The organism is Methylovorus sp. MM2 (assembly GCF_001648895.1).
In the GTDB taxonomy this organism is placed as follows: Bacteria; Pseudomonadota; Gammaproteobacteria; order Burkholderiales; family Methylophilaceae; genus MM1.
On sequence record NZ_LXUF01000011.1, the window covers coordinates 343,611 to 359,882 of the forward strand.

At 47.3% G+C, this 16,272-nt stretch carries 18 protein-coding genes; 8 read left to right on the top strand and 10 right to left on the bottom strand.

Translation table 11 applies throughout. The annotated features are described in order from the left end of the window. Nucleotides 1-52 precede the first annotated feature (52 nt). The 4 genes from A7981_RS09315 to ilvD all read right to left on the bottom strand — a co-directional run bounded on the left by A7981_RS09315 (nt 53) and on the right by ilvD (nt 5,272). Nucleotides 53-379 carry a c-type cytochrome gene (locus A7981_RS09315; RefSeq protein ID WP_067267352.1) on the bottom strand — a complete coding sequence of 109 codons (327 nt, stop codon included), beginning with the start codon at nt 377-379 and terminating at the stop codon, nt 53-55. 78 nt (nt 380-457) lie between these two features. Continuing rightward, nucleotides 458-2,449: a thioredoxin domain-containing protein gene (locus tag A7981_RS09320; RefSeq protein WP_067267354.1), complete on the bottom strand. Its 1,992-nt coding sequence runs from the start codon at nt 2,447-2,449 to the stop codon at nt 458-460. A gap of 4 nt (nt 2,450-2,453) precedes the next feature. After that, nucleotides 2,454-3,365, bottom strand: a complete 912-nt coding sequence (locus tag A7981_RS09325; RefSeq protein WP_067267356.1) for a D-hexose-6-phosphate mutarotase — start codon at nt 3,363-3,365, stop codon at nt 2,454-2,456. Between the two features lie 56 nt (nt 3,366-3,421). Further along, complete coding sequence (gene ilvD, locus A7981_RS09330) at nt 3,422-5,272, bottom strand: dihydroxy-acid dehydratase (protein ID WP_067267358.1); 1,851 nt, start codon at nt 5,270-5,272, stop codon at nt 3,422-3,424. 85 nt (nt 5,273-5,357) lie between these two features. Between ilvD and lgt the strand changes: the two genes are divergently transcribed. After that, nucleotides 5,358-6,149 carry a prolipoprotein diacylglyceryl transferase gene (gene lgt / locus A7981_RS09335; RefSeq protein ID WP_067267360.1) on the top strand — a complete coding sequence of 264 codons (792 nt, stop codon included), beginning with the start codon at nt 5,358-5,360 and terminating at the stop codon, nt 6,147-6,149. Nucleotides 6,150-6,412: 263 nt separating this feature from the next. Then, nucleotides 6,413-6,622 carry a hypothetical protein gene (locus A7981_RS09340; RefSeq protein WP_067267362.1) on the top strand — a complete coding sequence of 70 codons (210 nt, stop codon included), beginning with the start codon at nt 6,413-6,415 and terminating at the stop codon, nt 6,620-6,622. A 29-nt stretch (nt 6,623-6,651) separates the two neighbouring features. Here the strand turns inward: A7981_RS09340 and A7981_RS09345 are convergent, their stop codons facing one another. From A7981_RS09345 to A7981_RS09360, 4 genes are all read right to left on the bottom strand, one after another. Then, nucleotides 6,652-6,831, bottom strand: a complete 180-nt coding sequence (locus tag A7981_RS09345) for a YbdD/YjiX family protein (RefSeq protein WP_067267364.1) — start codon at nt 6,829-6,831, stop codon at nt 6,652-6,654. 7 nt (nt 6,832-6,838) lie between these two features. Next, entirely contained in the window at nt 6,839-8,890 is a 2,052-nt protein-coding gene (locus A7981_RS09350; protein ID WP_067267366.1) for a carbon starvation CstA family protein, read from the bottom strand. Nucleotides 8,891-9,062: 172 nt separating this feature from the next. Further along, nucleotides 9,063-9,278, bottom strand: a complete 216-nt coding sequence (locus tag A7981_RS09355) for a glycine zipper 2TM domain-containing protein (RefSeq protein WP_067267368.1) — start codon at nt 9,276-9,278, stop codon at nt 9,063-9,065. Nucleotides 9,279-9,410: 132 nt separating this feature from the next. Continuing rightward, a complete protein-coding gene (locus tag A7981_RS09360; protein ID WP_067267371.1) occupies nt 9,411-9,569 on the bottom strand; it encodes a DUF3309 family protein in 159 nt (52 codons plus the stop codon). Nucleotides 9,570-9,872: 303 nt separating this feature from the next. On the opposite strand from A7981_RS09360, the gene A7981_RS09365 reads away from it, so the two are divergent. Both A7981_RS09365 and A7981_RS09370 read left to right on the top strand, forming a co-directional pair. Then, entirely contained in the window at nt 9,873-10,178 is a 306-nt protein-coding gene (locus A7981_RS09365; protein WP_067267902.1) for a hypothetical protein, read from the top strand. Between the two features lie 82 nt (nt 10,179-10,260). Continuing rightward, nucleotides 10,261-12,072, top strand: coding sequence for an ABC transporter transmembrane domain-containing protein (locus A7981_RS09370; protein ID WP_067267372.1), 1,812 nt, complete (start codon nt 10,261-10,263; stop codon nt 12,070-12,072). Here A7981_RS09370 and radC read toward each other — a convergent pair. Beyond that, nucleotides 12,069-12,743 (bottom strand): DNA repair protein RadC, encoded by a 675-nt coding sequence (radC, locus tag A7981_RS09375; RefSeq protein ID WP_067267375.1) that lies wholly within the window; start codon nt 12,741-12,743, stop codon nt 12,069-12,071. The two genes, A7981_RS09370 and radC, sit on opposite strands and share 4 nt — an antisense overlap. A gap of 48 nt (nt 12,744-12,791) precedes the next feature. Here radC and coaBC point away from each other — a divergent pair, with 48 nt between their 5' ends. The 4 genes from coaBC to rpmG all read left to right on the top strand — a co-directional run bounded on the left by coaBC (nt 12,792) and on the right by rpmG (nt 14,977). Beyond that, nucleotides 12,792-13,985 (top strand): bifunctional phosphopantothenoylcysteine decarboxylase/phosphopantothenate--cysteine ligase CoaBC, encoded by a 1,194-nt coding sequence (gene coaBC, locus A7981_RS09380; RefSeq protein ID WP_067267376.1) that lies wholly within the window; start codon nt 12,792-12,794, stop codon nt 13,983-13,985. Nucleotides 13,986-14,000: 15 nt separating this feature from the next. After that, the gene (gene dut / locus A7981_RS09385) at nt 14,001-14,453 is read left to right on the top strand and encodes a dUTP diphosphatase (protein ID WP_067267378.1); all 453 of its coding nucleotides are present in this window, start codon (nt 14,001-14,003) and stop codon (nt 14,451-14,453) included. 122 nt (nt 14,454-14,575) lie between these two features. Continuing rightward, complete coding sequence (rpmB, locus tag A7981_RS09390; RefSeq protein ID WP_067267380.1) at nt 14,576-14,812, top strand: 50S ribosomal protein L28; 237 nt, start codon at nt 14,576-14,578, stop codon at nt 14,810-14,812. A gap of 9 nt (nt 14,813-14,821) precedes the next feature. After that, complete coding sequence (gene rpmG, locus A7981_RS09395) at nt 14,822-14,977, top strand: 50S ribosomal protein L33 (protein ID WP_067267382.1); 156 nt, start codon at nt 14,822-14,824, stop codon at nt 14,975-14,977. 67 nt (nt 14,978-15,044) lie between these two features. Here the strand turns inward: rpmG and A7981_RS09400 are convergent, their stop codons facing one another. Beyond that, complete coding sequence (locus A7981_RS09400) at nt 15,045-16,238, bottom strand: fatty acid desaturase (protein ID WP_067267383.1); 1,194 nt, start codon at nt 16,236-16,238, stop codon at nt 15,045-15,047. Between the last annotated feature and the right edge of the window lie 34 nt (nt 16,239-16,272).

Below are 16,272 nucleotides of genomic sequence, written 5' to 3' on the forward strand. Positions count from 1 at the left end.
AAAAAGCCAGTCTTTTGGACTGGCTTGTTGTCATGCTCACTATAAATATTGATTAAAGTGATAGCACCCACTGGACGACAATTTTGATGTCTTCGTCCTTAACATGTGGACTGTTAGGTGGCATGCGCAAAGGACCCCATACGCCGCTGCCACCTTCTTTAACTTTTGCAATTAATTTAGCTTCTGCTGTCTTATCACCACGGTATTTGGTCGCCACATCCTGATACGATGGGCCGATTACTTTGACTGCAACACTATGGCAGGCAAGGCATCCATTCTTCTGCGCAAGCGCTTCTGCAACCTTGGCATCGACCGCTAATGCTTGGCCTGCCATCATAAAAGAGCTGGCGCTCACAATCGTCAACAACACCCCTTTCATGCTTACCCTTTCACCTTGATCACTCGCTGAAATAGACGATTAACTTCATCATACCCATGATTGCTCACGCATGGAAAGCTATAGATGCGTCAACAGCCCCTCAAGTTCATTAATGACTGGCAAGCACTCGACACCTCTGCATACCCAAGCATTGACAGCATCACTGGCTGGGCGTTCTAGTGTTTGCGGTAATTTTTTCAAATCGTTCGATAAATAAAACGTCAATGCAGCGGGCAGATAGCGCCGATTGATCTGCTGGCGCCACGCATCTTGAGCTTCTATTGCCCCCCGCAGAATCAGCATGGTAGGTGGCAGCAGGAACTCATCTAACGCCACCAGCATATTCGGGCAACCGGAAGGAGAGCGCTGCATGACACCATCAAATGCTTTCAAGCTACGCTCTACTGCCTGCAAATATCGTGGCTCACCCAGCATATGCCCTAAGCGTTGTAAACTGATCGCGGCGATACCATTACCATTCGGGGTAGCATTATCGTAGGCCTGTTTGGTGCGATGAATCAATACTTCATGGTTGTGCCCTGTGAAATAGAACCCTCCGTGCTCAGACTCGAACTCTTCCAGAAGCGTCTCCGCTAAGTCTTCCGCGAATTCCATATCCTGCGCACGATATTCTGCCTGCATCAATTCCAGCAAAGCGTCTAACAGAAAAGCGTAGTCATCGAGATACGCATTCAAATGGGCGATATCATCTTTGCAGGTTGCCAATAATTTCTCATCGACCCATAACTTATCTTTTATAAAATCTAATGCTTGCTGGGCAAGTATTACCCATTCTGGCCGATTCAGGATACGCCCAGCACGTGCCAGACCTTTGATGGCCAATGCATTCCAACTGGTCAGCAATTTATCATCGCGACCGGGGCGAATGCGCTGTTCTCGTGCCTGAAATAACTTTGTACGGGCGCTATCCAGTAGAACCTTATCTTCTGCATCAGCCTGCGCTGTTAAATATACATGCCAATCATGGCCCTCAAAATTAGGCGCGCGATCAAACCCAAAATAACGACTTGCGACGACAAATTCATCTGGGGTCAGTAAGGCTTTAGCCTCTGCTGGTTGCCATACATAGAATCTACCCTCTTCACCCTCAGAGTCTGCATCTAGCGAAGAATAGAAAGCCCCTGAAGATGAACGCATCTCACGTACCATCCAATCGATGGTTTCTTCGATCACCTCGACAAAACGCGGATCTTTACTCAACTGCCAGCCATCGACATACAGGCAAAGTAACTGCCCATTGTCATAGAGCATCTTCTCAAAATGGGGGATCATCCATTTTTCATCCACGCTATACCGACAGAACCCGCCACCAATCTGGTCATAGATGCCACCAGCAGCCATACTGCGCAACATTTGCAACGCCATGGCTTCTGCTTCTTTATTACCTTTTGCAGCCAAACGTAGAAGAAAATTCACATCTGCTGGATTAGGGAATTTTGGTGCTGAACCAAAGCCCCCATGTTCAAAATCAAACCCGCTTTTTAGATGCTCGAAGGCGAGCTGGATAGTTTCCTCACCAGCATTGATGACATTGCTTGCCGTCGGCACGGTACGCGCCATAGCCTGTAATAATTGGCGATTTTGTTCAGCCAGATCTTCTTTGCGTTGGTGATAGAAACCCGCAATATGCGTCACTAAATCAGGAAATCCCGGCAACTGATAGCGAGCAGTCTTGGGAAAATAGGTGCCACTATAAAATGGCTCTTGCTGCGGGGTAAGAAACACAGTTAACGGCCAGCCGCCGCTCTTATTGGAAAGCATGCTGTGTGCAGTCTGGTATATCTGGTCGATATCAGGGCGCTCTTCACGATCGACCTTGATATTGATGAAATGCCGATTCATCACGGCAGCCACTTCTGCATCTTCAAACGATTCATGCGCCATGACATGGCACCAGTGACATGCAGAATAGCCGACCGATAACAGGATAGGTTTATCCTGTTCGCGGGCCAGCTTCAGGGCTTCTTCACCCCATGGATACCACTCGACAGGATTATCTGCATGTTGCAGAAGATAAGGGCTAGTCTCGTTCGCCAGTCTGTTTGTCATGCAATTATAGATTGGTGACGCTATATTCCACAGTTAATACATGCGTACTATGCGGTGCGACATTGATCACATTATCCAGAGCATTGGCCGATTCGACACAGATCATATGGCGCCAGTCATCGTTATCGCCCATGTCACTCAATTCAGCAGCTTTTTGCTTCCATGGATTCCACACCACGGTTGATCGGCTACCGGTCTTCTTGATGCGGATCTTGCGGTTCAGGCCTTTATCTTCGATCACACAGTCAGACTGAGTATCGATATATACGCGGTCAAACTCGCTATGGAAAGTGAGCGCGCCTTTTTGCTTATCGCGTGCGAAATCTTTCACTTTATCAGCATACAAGGTGCCTTCAAGACCACTTACAGCAATCGTTTCAACATCGCTGACCTGAAAGTAAGTATGCAACGCTTCACCGATCTCAAATGGTTCATCGCCATTATTCTTGGTGGCCAGCTCCATTTGTAGCGTCTCGCCAATTATTAGGGTCAAAGTTAATTCATAAGGATATTCAAGCTGTTTCTGGGCAACAGGGGTGTCGATAATTTGCAATACCAATCGTGTCGCGCCACTATCAAGGATATTAGACTCGATCAAACGCCAAGGCATTACACGAGCAAAGCCGTGCGGACAGACTTCGGTATTAGTCGGGTGTGCTCCAAACCAAGGCCAGCAGATAGGCACGCCGCCACGGATTGAACGTCCATGGATATGACGCGCTTTCTTGGATAACCAAAGCACAGGCGCTGATACGTTTTTTGGCTGCCACTGCGTAACATGGGCGCCTTGAAGCGCAATCTGCGCTGTTGCCAACGGATTATTGACTTCGATTGTCATTAATCCGTTTTCATCTTCAACCAATTGAAGATGCAACGCGGCGGCTTCAGGTTTTTCCAGTGTCGATAATGAGTTCATTTGTACATCCCCGATAATTGAATCCGGTCATCCCCCTGCTACTAACTACTTCATTCTTATTTTTCTATTTGCGATACATCGCGTATCGCACCGCGCGAGGCGCTGGTACTCATGGCAGCATATGCACGCAAAGCTGGTGAAACGACGCGCTCACGCGAAACCGGCTTCCAGGCATCCTTGCCTTTGGCTTCCATCGTCGCACGACGATGTGCCATGATCTCATCCGTTACAACCAAGTGAATCGTACGGTTTGGGATATCGATTTCAATGGTATCACCTTCTTCCACCAATCCTATCGCACCACCTTCAGCCGCTTCAGGGGAGGCATGGCCGATACTCAATCCAGATGTGCCGCCGGAGAAGCGTCCATCCGTCAATAATGCACACTCTTTGCCCAAACCTTTGGATTTTAAGTAACTAGTAGGATATAGCATTTCCTGCATACCCGGGCCGCCACGCGGCCCTTCGTAGCGAATCACCACGATATCACCAGCGACGACTTTATCCGCAAGAATCCCCTCAACTGCATCATCCTGACTTTCAAAGATACGTGCACGGCCAGTGAATTTTAGAATGCTATCGTCCACACCGGCAGTCTTTACGATACAGCCGTCCATCGCGATATTGCCATAAAGCACAGCCAAGCCACCATCTTGCGAGTAGGCATGGTCTTTATCACGGATACAACCTTCTTTACGGTCATCATCAAGATCTGGCCATAACATTGATTGGCTAAACGCGATCGTTGTCGAGATACCACCGGGTGCTGCGCGGTAGAACTTCTTAACGTCTTCATCTGTTGTGGTAGTGATATCCCATTTAGCCAATGCCTCGCCCATACTAGCGCTATGCACAGTCGGGGTATCCAAATGGATCTTACCGGCACGACTCAGCTCGCTGAGAATACCCATCACGCCACCAGCCCGGTGGACATCTTCCATGTGATATTTAGCAGTCGCAGGTGCAACCTTGCAAATACAAGGCACATTACGTGAGATACGATCAATATCTGCCATCGTGAAATTCACGCCAGCTTCATGTGCAGCAGCAAGCAAGTGTAATACGGTATTAGTAGAACCGCCCATCGCAACATCTAGGCTCATGGCATTCTCGAACGCCTGCATATTCGCAATATTACGCGGCAACACACTGTAATCATCCTGCTCATAATGACGCTTCGCCAAATCCACGATCACACGACCAGCCTGTAAGAAAAGTTGCTTACGAGCCGCATGCGTCGCCAGCGTGGAGCCATTCCCTGGCAAACTCAAACCCAGCGCTTCAGTCAGGCAGTTCATCGAGTTTGCAGTAAACATGCCTGAGCATGATCCACAGGTCGGACAAGCTGAACGTTCGATAGCTTCAGACTCAGCATCGGACACTTTGCTATCTGCACCAGCCACCATCGCATCAACCAAGTCTAGCTTGTGTGTTGTGCCATTCCAGTTCACCTTGCCCGCTTCCATCGGGCCGCCAGATACGAATACCACAGGGATATTCAAGCGCAACGCGGCCATCAACATGCCAGGCGTGATCTTATCGCAGTTAGAGATACATACGAGGGCATCGGCACAGTGCGCATTGACCATGTACTCAACGCTATCAGCAATCAAGTCACGGCTTGGCAAACTATACAGCATGCCGCTATGGCCCATGGCGATGCCGTCATCCACGGCGATGGTATTGAATTCTTTGGCTACGCCACCCGCTCTTTCGATTTCACGCGCGACGAGTTGACCTAAATCTTTTAAGTGAACATGACCCGGTACAAACTGTGTAAATGAGTTTGAGATGGCGATGATCGGCTTGGTGAAATCCTCTTCTTTCATCCCCGTAGCACGCCATAGTGCGCGGGCACCAGCCATGTTACGACCATGTGTAGTAGTACGTGAGCGGTATTGCGGCATAACAAATCCTTATTTGTTTACAGCGATGTAAACGTAATAAATCGTATAATCCATTATTCTAACCCATATAACCACGATCCCTCTAATGTTGATACACCCGCAAATAGACCCTGTTGCCATCCATATTGGCCCGTTTGGCATCCACTGGTATGGCTTGATGTACCTGATAGGGTTTATGAGTCTACTTCTTCTCGGTAAGTTGCGCATACGCAACACTCCGGCACTCGACTGGAAAGAAAGTGATGTTGATGACCTTCTATTTTATGGTGCACTGGGTGTCATCTTGGGCGGGCGCCTAGGCTACGTAATCTTTTACCAGCCGGCCTATTACTTGAGCCATCCACTGGAAATATTATTTTTGTGGCAAGGCGGTATGTCTTTCCACGGGGGGTTTCTTGGTGTTTTAACTGCAATGATCTTCTTCGCCAGAAAAACCGGGAAACGCTGGCTGAATGTCATGGACTTTGTCGCGCCGCTTGTACCAATCGGCCTTGGTGCTGGGCGTATGGGTAATTTTATCAATGGTGAACTCTGGGGCCGTGCAAGTGATATGCCATGGGCGATGGTCTTTCCCCGTGTGGACAGTATTGCGCGTCACCCATCGCAACTTTATGAGTTTTTGCTTGAGGGCATCGTTCTATTTACGGTCTTATGGCTATATTCGAGAAAACCAAGACCATTAGGGGCGGTTTCAGCCTTGTTCTTGATTGGTTATGGCAGCTTCAGGTTCTTAGTAGAATTCACACGAGAACCCGACAGCTTTTTAGGGGTTCTTGCACTCGGTATGAGTATGGGGCAGTGGCTTAGCTTGCCTATGGTATTGGTTGGCGTATGGATGTTCATCCAAGCAAAAAAGCATCGCTTTGGGCAGCAATAAAACCGTGAACTGATTCACAAAAACAATGAATGTTGAAGTTTCGACGCATGCATAATCGTTCGTGGATTTTTCGACATCTCATTGCATCAAAGAATATCTCTATGAATTATAGAAATTAATAATCCATATAATAATCAGCTAGTTATAATTTAAATTTTTCTCTTAATCATTATGTCGAAACTGGTATGTGAATTGCACATGTATTACCAGAATATAAAAAATCCGGGGCAACCCTGACAACATAAGAAATTAGGAGAAATACCATGAAAAAATTATTTCAATCGATGCTTAACAGAAATCCTGGCGAACCATTCATCAGTGAAACAAAGGCACAAGAAGTTAAAATGGAGAAAGCGCGTGACAATGTATTCTCATCATCAAGCGCAAATCCTTATGGTGTTGAAATAGAAGAGCTAAGCTTTGAAGATTTTGCCCGCATCATGGGTGGTCAAGAAAGAAGCATGCGCGCTTAAGTAACAAGTAGTACTTCACTAGAGAGTGGTTAACAGCAGCGTTTAATTCCCGTCCACTTGCTGTCTTGCCACTCTTTAAAAAATTCTGCCTTGGTTTTTGCTACCTCACCTGAATGATGTTTGGCATGATGCAAGAGATAGCGCTCATATGCATCATCCCCTGATAAGCGCCGTATAAATCCCCAAATTTTCTTTAGCTTTTTAAGCATCAAACCCTTAATTCAGCGTGGTTGCCACATAGGGCACTTCTGTCGAAAGTGGTACCGATTTTCCTGTTAAGTAGCGCATGCTGACACGTACCATATCAAAGATCACCACCCACACGACCATCACGAAGAACAATGTTAACCAAGCATCTAGCTGTTGATTGAATATCAGTTGAGGTGCGACAGCGGCTTTCTCTGGTGGCAATAAGCCGGCTGCCAGTTTGGCAGACATATCATTCGCGGCAGCAAAGAAACCAACACGAATATCTGCGCTGGTGATCTTCTCCCAAGCTGCGGTTGTGGTGATGATCACAAGCCACAAGAGAGGTAATCCGGTCACCCATGCATGTCGCAATTTCCCAGATTTAATCAGAATGCCCGTGGCAATGCAAAGTGCTATTGCTGCCAGCATCTGATTGGCGATACCGAATAAGGGCCAAAGGATATTGACGCCACCGTTAGGGTCGATTACGCCGATATAGAGGAAATATCCCCAACCAGCGACGACTAAGGCGCTCGTGAATAAGACGGATGGATACCATGAAGTCTTACCTAATTTCGGCCAGATATTACCTAACATATCCTGCAACATAAAACGTCCGACACGCGTACCGGCATCTAAGGTAGTCAGGATAAAGATCGCCTCGAACATGATCGCAAAGTGATACCAGAGCGATAGCATGCTTTTACCAAAAGCACTGCCGAATATACTCGCCATACCCACGGCCAAAGATGGGGCGCCGCCAGTGCGGGCAAACAAAGTGGACTCCCCCATTTCGTTAGCCAGATGTTCCATCTGCTCGACTGTCACAGGGAACCCCCACGAGCTGATTTTAGCAACTGCATCGATCGCCTCTTTACCCACTACACCTGCGGGACTATTGATGGCGAAGAAGACACCCGGCTCCAGCACCGTTGCTGCCACCATTGCCATCATTGCGACAAAAGCCTCTAACAACATACCGCCATAACCGATCATGCGAATATCACGTTCATTGGCAATCAACTTAGGCGTAGTGCCCGATGCGATCAATGCGTGGAAGCCTGACACAGCACCACAGGCGATCGTGATAAAAACAAACGGGAACATCGAACCGCCAAATATCGGGCCGGTACCATCGGTGAACTGTGTCAGTGCTGGCATTTTGATCTCGGGGCTTAACACTACAATAGCGATAGCGAGCACGATCACAGTGCCAAGCTTCATAAATGTAGAAAGATAATCACGTGGCGCTAGTAACAACCAGACCGGAAGAATAGCCGCAGCAAATCCGTAAGCAATAATTCCCCAAGCCAAGGGCAAACCTTCATGGTCGAATAAGACTCTTAGCTGTGGGCTGTGATCTACCCAACCACCAGCCACTACAGAAAATAGAAGCAGTGCCACCCCCAGCATGGAGGCCTCTAATACACGGCCCGGGCGGAAACTACGCATATAAAGACCAACGATCATTGCGATAGGAATAGTCGCAGCCACCGTTGATGTCGCCCAAGGGCTATGCTTCATCGCATTGACGACCACCAGACCGAGTACGGCGATTAAAATCACCATGATACAAAAGGTACCGATCAATGCAGCTGCACCCCCGAATGCGCCCAACTCTTCTCGCGCCATTTGCCCAAGACTTTTAGCATTGCGGCGTGTCGAGAGAAATAAAGTGACGATATCCTGCACGCAACCGCCGAGCACCGCGCCTATCAATATCCACAAAGTGCCGGGCAAATAACCGAATTGGGCGGCCAGTGTTGGGCCAACTAATGGGCCAGGGCCAGCGATGGCAGCAAAATGGTGCCCAAACACTACCCATCTGTTGGTGGGCACAAAATCACGCCCATTATCTAAACGTTCTGCGGGTGTTGCCCGCGTCTCATCCAGTGTTAAAACTTCAGCAGCAATCCATGCCGAATAGAATCTATAAGCAATCGCGTAAACACATATCGCAGCAGTAATGAACCATAAGGCATTAATACTTTCTCCCCGATGGATTGCGATACCGCCGATAGCAGATGCGCCAATCACTGCGACTATAAACCAGACGCTTTTTTTAATGAATGCATTCATGGAAAGCTGGACTTGAATAATGGAGCATGCAGTATAAAGCAGGTCAGCTTGTAACTGAATGTAAATAGCAGCATCGTATAGATGCTGAAGCTATCTATTCCAAGCCAACATCAAAATGGGCTGGTCTGTATTACCAGACCAGCCCATTTATTTAAGAAATAGATGCAAAAATCTATTTCTTGCCACTACCCACTTGATTGCCGATTACACCGCCTACGGCCGCCCCGCCCACAGTGCCTAGCGCACTACCACCTGTGAGCACCGCACCAGCAACACCACCTATACCAGCACCAGCAGCGGTATTTTTATCACGGGTAGACATTCCACTACAGGCAGTTAGCGATATCACCAACATAAATAAAGTAGCTAATTTAAAGATAACATTCATTGATACCTCCCAAATATCTTAGGATCATTTAGTGCATAAAGAAGTAAATGATCACTAACAAGAAGAAAGGTACGCCCAGCATCCATGCAACGATATATTTCACCATGATGTTTCTCCTTTATTTAGTAGTCGTTAGAACCGACCAGTTAAAACAAGAATCAAAAGAATGATGACCACAAGACCTAAACCACCTGTAGGTCCATAGCCCCAGTTACGGCTGTGTGGCCAAGCTGGCAAAGCACCCAAGAGCATTAAAATTAGAATGATCAGTAATATTGTTCCCAATGACATTTTCTTACCTCCACTTATCAAGTTATCGGACTTATTGTTATTAAGAGAATGTCAGGTTCAATATTCTCTCGTCACGGTGATCAATTTAACGTTAACCTTGCGTTGGCATGAGCGGCGATTGACTGATTGTTATGTCAGACGTCACTGACAGCTATTTGCTACTAGCGGTTATTTCTCTGGATATGTCCAGAATAATGGCCAGTAACTTGAGTACGATACTAAGTAGGCTTAGAATGGTATGTGAATATGTTTTGCACTAGCTTGCTTTTAAATTACCCTTACCCATTGCCCGAAAGATTCTTGATGAAAAACGTTTATCTTGCCTTACTCCTTTCCACCCTTATGATTACGCCTGCGATCGCGGAAGAAATAGCTAGCGACATTACCGCTACTACCGCAAGTGGTGACAAAGTGATTTTGCAACCTAATGGCCGTTGGAAATTCGTAGAGAAAGAAAAAGCGGTTGAAGCTGAGAAAATCGCTAGCCAGTATGAAGAGAACCAAGGCTGTCCTAATGGGACACAAGGTGGCTTCTTAGGCTTCGGGCGCTGCATTCCCAAAGGAGATAAAGACTATAATCGCGGCTCTATGGGCGGCAAGGGTCGTTAATCCCACAAGACTATCATCACTCAATCCGGTTAGTATCATTCGCATATCACTGGATTGAGCTTTAAACAAACCAGAGGTACCTCTGCAAATACCTGTAGTCAATACAAGCAAACGTCTATCCTTACTATCTGATCTGTGGCCGCTTCTGCGGCCTTATCGTCTCCAGATACTCTTGGCGTTTCTACTTCTATGCTTTGCATCGGCTACGCTTTTACTCGTGCCATTAGCATTCCGTGACCTCATCGATTTTGGGTTCGGACAATCCGCGGCAAAGAATGTCGATTCACTGGGTAGTAAACTCAGTTTGAATAGCCACTTTCTCGTTCTATTCGGTCTCGCCAGCTTTTGGGCTGTGATGGTAGCAGCGCGCTACTATACTGTATCGTGGGTTGGCGAACGTGTGACAGCCGATCTGCGTAGTGCGGTCTATGGGCGTGTGATGACTCAGTCGCCACAGTTCTTTGAGACCTTACAAACAGGTGAAGTGTTGTCACGGCTTACGGGCGATACCACCTTGATCCAGACTGTCGTAGGTAGCTCAGCTTCAATGGGTTTACGTAGCTTGTTTCAGTTTATCGGTGGCATGATCATGCTGGCCGTCACCAGCTTCTATTTATTCTCACTCAATCTCGGTTTAATGCTGCTATTGATCTTCCCCATCATACTGATCGGTCGTTCGGTCAAGAAGTTATCCCGTGAGTCACAAGACAGGATCGCAGATAGTTCAGCAATGGCAGGCGAGATCCTCAATGCCATGCCTACCGTGCAATCCTACACACAAGAGCAGCGTGAGATCGCACGCTTCCGTAACAGCACAGAGATCAGCTTTTCAACCGCCATCAAACGCATACGTGTGCGAGCCGCGCTTACAGCCATCATCATCACAGCCATCATGGGCTCCATTATTTTTGTATTGTGGATGGGCGCACGACAAGTCAGCCAAGGCAGCATGTCAGGCGGTGAACTGGCCTCTTTCATTCTCTATGCCGCAATGGTAGCTGGCAGCGTGAGCACGATGGCCGAAGTATGGGGAGATATCATGCGTGCAGCAGGCGCGACAGAGCGCCTACTCGAATTATTACGCTCTGAACCCGCCATCGCAGAACCGGAACAACCCGTTGAATTCATCAAGCAAGCACAGGCAGGAATCGAATTCAATAACGTTAGTTTCTTTTACCCTGCGCGGCCGCAAATCCCAGCGCTTGATGGCATCTCACTCAACATCACCAATGGCGAGACCATCGCACTGGTAGGCCCTTCAGGTGCCGGAAAAACCACATTATTCCAACTTTTGCTCCGCTTCTATGATGTATCTAGCGGCAGCATCAGTATCAATAATCAAGATATCCGCTCATTAAGCCTAGAACATTTGCGCAGCATGATCGCCGTCGTTCCTCAAGATCCGGTTATCTTCTCGGCGAACGCGATGGAAAATATCCGTTACGGTCGCCCATATGCAACGGATGCAGAAGTCATGATTGCAGCAAAAGCAGCACTGGTAGATGAGTTTATCGAGCGACTACCAGAAGGCTATGAGACATTCTTAGGCGAACGCGGTACGCGTCTATCTGGTGGTCAGAAACAGCGCATCGCCATCGCACGCGCTATTCTAAAAGATGCACCGATATTGCTGCTGGATGAAGCTACAAGCGCACTAGATGCAGAGTCAGAGATACTCGTCCAGCAAGGTCTTAACACAGCGATGCAGGACCGCACGACGCTTGTTATCGCACACCGACTCGCTACCGTACAGAATGCTGACCGCATCATCGTTTTAGAGCACGGCAAGATCATCGAAATAGGCACACCCGCAGAGCTTCGGCATCAAGGCGGCTTATATAACAAGCTGGCAAACCTGCAATTCACTTTGGAAGATCAATTGCCCAAAACTTAAAGCAGCCCTTTTTCGGCGAACGATAAAGTCGTATTACCTGCCACGATAAAATGGTCCAACACCCGTACATCCACAAGCGAGAGGGCCTGCTTTAGCGCGGTAGTCAGCAACTCATCCGCCTGACTTTGCTGCGCAATACCCGATGGATGGTTATGCGCGAAAATCACTGAAGCGGCATTATGATGTAATGCCCGTTTAACCACTTCCCGAGGATACACAGAAGTTTGTGTCAATGTGCCAGAGAACAACTCCTCTTGCGATACCACCCGATTCTGCGCATCAAGAAATATCACCAGAAATACTTCACGTGTTAACTGACCTAACTTCAAACGTAAGTAATCCCTCACTTGCGCAGGTGAACTTAATACATCACGCACCTGCATCTCTTCCGCTAATGCCCTGCGACTCATCTCAAAGATCGCCTGCAACTGCGCATACTTACTTGATCCAATGCCACTCACCTGACATAACTCATGCAAACTGGCCGCAAATATCCCATTCAAGCTCCCGAAGCGAGTGAGCAAGTCCCTTGCGAGATCAACCGCACTTTTACCTGTCACGCCAACTCTTAAGAATATCGCCAGCAACTCGGCGTCTGAAAGTACACCCACCCCATTTGCCAAGAGTTTTTCACGCGGTCGCTCCCCCTCCGGCCAATCTGTAATCGCCACGCCTCACCCTTTCATATAAAATCCAGCTAATTCAAATCATTATTCATTATGACGCATCCTGCAATCAAAAAACTCTTGCTAGGCATTACCGGCGGCATTGCTGCCTATAAAGCGGCTGAGCTTGTACGATTATTAGTCAAACAAGGGATCGACGTTCAGGTCGTCATGACAACATCCGCCTGCCAGTTCATTACGCCTGTGACGCTACAAGCCTTATCAGGTAAACCAGTATTCACTGACATGTGGGATGCCAGCATCGCCAACGGCATGCCACACATTGAGCTATCACGTAACGTTGACGCTATTTTGATCGCGCCAGCCAGTGCGGATTTCTTATCAAAACTAGTGCATGGTGGAGCAGATGATCTTTTATCGACACTATGTCTAGCGCGTGACTGTCCGTTAATGGTCGCCCCGGCAATGAATAAACAAATGTGGGAAAACCCAGCGACACAGCGCAATATCCAACAACTGGAAAATGATGACATCACCATTTTTGGGCCCGGTGCTGGTGAGCAGGCCTGTGGAGAAATCGGCCTCGGGCGTATGCTCGAACCTGAACAGCTAGTAAAATTACTATCAAACACACTGCAACCGAAACTGTTTGCGGGCAAACATATATTGATTACTGCTGGCCCAACCATTGAAGCCATCGATCCTGTACGCGGCATCACTAATTTCAGCTCAGGAAAAATGGGTTACAGCATCGCAGAAGTCGCACAAGCAATGGGCGCTAAAGTCACTTTGATCAGTGGCCCTACGGCACTGCAAAAACCCTACTCTACAGACTTTATCGCTATTACTAGTGCCCAAGAGATGCATGGTGCCGTCATGGATAATATTGCTGAGCAAGATATCTTTATTAGCGTTGCGGCTGTTGCAGATTATCGTCCGGCAACAGCCAGTGCTCATAAGCTCAAGAAAACCGAACAGGCATTTACATTAGAATTAATTCCCAATACCGACATCCTCAGCGAAGTAGCCAACCTCAAACAACCACCATTCTGTGTGGGGTTTGCCGCCGAGAGTGAGCATCTATTGGAATTCGCTGAACAAAAGCGTCAACGCAAAAAATTGCCTTTGATTGCTGCCAATATCGCAACAGAAGCGATGGGCAAAGATAACAGCACACTGGTTTTATTAGATGATAACGGTAGCCATACGTTACCCCACGCTACAAAATCAGAACTTGCGCGTATGTTACTGCAACATATCGCAAGCATGCTTTCCCTTCACTCCTAGATTAAAGGCACTCTTATGTCTCTACAAGTCGAACTCAAGATACTGGATGATCGTTTAAGCAACCTGCTACCTACTTATGCAACACCAGGTTCTGCAGGTTTAGACCTTAGGGCGTGTATAGAGCATACACAGACATTAAACCCAGGCGAAACAACATTGATTCCAACAGGCATTGCCATGTATCTGCGTGATACAAACTATGCGGCCATGATTCTGCCGCGCTCAGGGTTAGGGCATAAACACGGCATCGTACTGGGCAACCTTGTAGGTTTGATCGATTCAGATTACCAAGGTCAATTGCTCGTTTCCTGCTGGAATCGCAGCAAGGAGTCTTTCATGCTAAACCCAATGGAGCGTATTGCACAATTGGTCATCGTGCCAGTCATACAAGCCAGTTTTACGGTTGTTGAAGAGTTTGCGGCAAGTGAACGGGGCGAAGGCGGCTTTGGTAGCACAGGTAAAAGCTGAATTCTCAAATATCGAGCAATGATTAGTTTTGCGCTACTTTTAGGCAGAAAATACAGAATTCACTTGAAAAACTCTGTATTTTCATGGTATAAATGCGGTCTTTTCGAATTTCGGAGTCCACCATGGCACGCGTATGTCAGGTAACCGGCAAAAAGCCGATGGTTGGGAATAACGTTTCCCACGCAAATAACAAGACCAAGCGTCGTTTCTTACCTAATTTGCAAAATCGCAAATTCTGGGTTGAGAGCGAAAATCGCTGGATCAGTATGCGTATTACTAATGCTGCTCTGCGCACAATCGACAAAAACGGTATTGATGCTGTTTTAGCCGATTTACGCGCTAGCGGTCAAAAGATCTAAGGAATTATCATGCGTGAAAAAATCAAATTAGAGTCAAGCGCAGGTACTGGTCATTTTTATACAACGACCAAGAACAAGCGCACCATGCCAGAAAAAATGGAGATCAAGAAATTTGATCCTGTTGTTCGTAAGCATGTACTGTACAAAGAAACTAAGCTTAAATAGCCTTTAAGTTTAGTAATAAAAAAGCCCGCACGTGCGGGCTTTTTTATTACGATATGTTTCTCGTCAGTTAGGCCATTCTATAACAACGTAGTCTGCGAGAGAATTCTTGCAAGGCCTCGACACCAGAGGCTTCTGCACGGTGGCACCAATCCTCTAAGTTCTTCAAAAGTTGCTCCTGAGTCGAAGTTGAACGCTCCCAAATCGCTACCAGCTCTTGTTTCAGCTCATATATCTTATGTAGATTGACCGTGCTTCGTAAGACGCTGTCTAACGCTAGCTTTTCTTTGTCTTGCAACTCGCTAGCATCTAAATGTAGCCATTGGCGAATACGCTCAAGCGTTGGGGACTCATGGCCGTGAGAGTGCGCTTTATAAGCATGACGCACCTTATCGATCTCTTGCTTGTATGCTTTCTTAAGCATCGCACCATATTTACCCATGACATCAAACCGATGCGTAATCACTGCCTGCAATGTATCAAGATCACAACGGGTCTTCGCCCAATCGAAACTTACTTTAGGCGCTACTTTCTTTACCTTGGCTAAGCTAATGATTTCCATCGCACGGATATACATCCAGCCGATATCAAACTCATACCACTTACTGGATAACTTGGCAGAACTGGCATAAGAATGGTGATTATTGTGCAGCTCTTCGCCACCGATCAAAATACCCCAGGGGAATATATTCGTACTCGCATCAGCTGCTGCAAAATTGCGATATCCCCAATAGTGCCCGAGACCATTAATAACACCAGCAGCAGTAATCGGTATCCATGCCATTTGTACCGCCCAAATAGTCATACCGAGCGGGCCAAATAAAGCAACATTGATCACAAACATCAGGCCTATCCCTAAAGCACTATGTTTGGTATAGACATGTCGCTCCATCCAATCATCTGGTGTGCCACTGCCATACTTATTCAAGGTCTCCTCATTTTTGGATTCTGCACGATAAAGCTCTGCACCTTCACGAAGCACCTTAACAATGCCTAATACTTGCGGGCTATGGGGATCATCTTCAGTTTCACATTTTGCATGATGCTTGCGGTGAATAGCTGCCCATTCTTTTGTGACCATTCCCGTCGTCATCCACAACCAGAATCGAAAGAAATGACTCACTACCGGATGAAGCTCCAAAGCCCGATGTGCCTGACAGCGATGCAGGTAAATAGTGACCGCTGCGATCGTGACATGGGTAAACGCTAAAGCAACTAATATATAGCCCCACCACGGTAAATCTATTAACCAAAAGTGACTCATGATATTCCTCTAGTGCTTCGACTCATTCAAATCC